This is a genomic window from uncultured Campylobacter sp., from assembly GCF_938017775.1.
Classification (GTDB): domain Bacteria; phylum Campylobacterota; class Campylobacteria; order Campylobacterales; family Campylobacteraceae; genus Campylobacter_B.
Window position 1 is genome coordinate 1 of record NZ_CALIIU010000048.1, and the last position, 1,881, is coordinate 1,881.

Annotated in this window: 2 protein-coding genes; one reads left to right on the forward strand and one right to left on the reverse strand. The window is 42.8% G+C overall.

Annotated elements, in window-relative coordinates:
• Positions 1–872, forward strand: an 872-nt coding sequence (locus Q0537_RS07140; protein ID WP_299226492.1) for an autotransporter outer membrane beta-barrel domain-containing protein, incomplete at its 5' end; no start/stop codon positions are given.
• A gap of 590 nt (positions 873–1,462) precedes the next feature.
• Here the strand turns inward: Q0537_RS07140 and Q0537_RS07145 are convergent.
• The coding region (locus Q0537_RS07145) for an ABC transporter permease subunit (protein WP_299226495.1) at positions 1,463–1,881 on the reverse strand (419 nt) is incomplete at its 5' end.

Below are 1,881 nucleotides of genomic sequence, written 5' to 3' on the forward strand. Positions count from 1 at the left end.
TAAAGAGCGGAAGCGAGTTAATCACTAACTACCTAGATAAGCTAATACCGGATGGGCATTTAGAGCTATTTCCTTTTGCTATAAGCGAAGCTTATGATCTAAGGTATGAGACGGGCTCGCACGTAAATTCCAAAGGTTACGGTGTTGCAGCAGGACTTGCCAGCTTAACTGAGAATTTCGCAGGAGATATCTTAAGCGGAGTATTCGTTGAATACGGAAAAGCCAACTACGATAGCTACTTAGATAGCGGTCTGCACGCAGACGGAGATAGCGAGTATATAGGCGGGGGCTTGATGCTAAAGCAAAACTTTACTAGTGGTACCTATCTAGATGCAAGCTTTCACGTAGGTAAGATAAGCAGCGACTACAATAGTAACGACTGGACCTATGCTATAGCTCCTGGAGTATTAGCTCATAATGAGAAGTTTGATATAAGCTCAACCTATATAGCTACTCATATAGGAATAGGTCAGATCTTTGATCTAAGCCAAAGTAATAAACTAGACGTTTATACTAAATGGCTATATGCTTACACGGATGATGCGGATGCTACTATAAGCTCTGGCGAGAGATATCACTTTGATAGCGTTACATCTAATAGAGTAAGAGCTGGTCTTAGAGATACTATAAATCTAAAAGATGAGCATAATCTATATGTAGGAGGCGCATACGAATATGAGTTTAGCGGGGATGCTAAAGCATCTACCATGGGACTTGACGCTCCTAAGCCTAGCCTAAAAGGCTCAACCGGAGTATTTGAAGCCGGCTATAAGTATGAGAGTAAAAACCTTATCTTTAGCCTAGGAGGCAAGGGCTACGTAGGCAAAACAAGAGGTGGTGCTATCAATGCAGGGTTTGAGATTATGTTTTAAATAAGAGATGCATAAGCCCTAGCTCACACATTTATAAAATCAAATCCTATACTTAAAATTTCAGGGGCGGGAGATTTCTCGCCCCTTTTTAAATTTAGACGCTATGCACTAGATAAAATTTCATAGATTCGCTCTTATGCAATAATAATCTTATTAAACGCGCTGTATCCGTCCGCGTGAAATTTACCGAAAGCGGCGCAATGCGATTCATAAAATTCTACGCTTTCTATGCCGCTTTAAAATTTGCAATACAAAATTTCAGATCAAAATTTACGGCAAAATTTCACGGCGAGAGTGCAATCAAATGAGCGAAAGCGGAGCTTTGTGAGTGAATGCCGAATCTCGCTAGCAAGAGTAGAATTTTATGAGTATACACAACTATTTAGCAAGCCATCCATAGCAATGCTAGATACAATGAAATTAAAAAACCGGAGCATAAATAATTAAAAAATTTTAGAATTTTACTTATGAATTAACGGTTCATGGAATTTCAATTTCAAAATTCCATTTCACGCAATCTTAGCAAAAATTCTAATTGCAAACACCTTAGACATTTTACGCACCGTATTTAGTGATAAATTATATGCTCCTTACTTTTTTGTGATTTTATAAAGTAAATTTCCTATGCTTTGTATGATCTGCACGAGTACGATCAGGATCACGACGGTGTATGCCATTATATCGGGGCGGAAGCGCTGAAAGCCGTAGCGGATCGCCACGTCGCCGAGCCCGCCGCCGCCGACTGTGCCAGCCATCGCCGTAAATCCGATGATGACGATAAGCGTGAGCGTAATCGCGCCGATGATGCTAGGCAGCGCCTCGACGAACATCACGCGAAAGATGATCTGCGTCTTGCTCGCGCCGAAGCTCTTCGCCGCCTCGATCACACCGCTATCGACCTCCAGCAGCGCGCTTTCGATGAGCCGCGCGATAAAGGGGGCCGAGCCGATAGTAAGCGGCACGATCGCCGCGGTGGTGCCGATGCTCGTGCCGACAAGAAGCTTCGTAA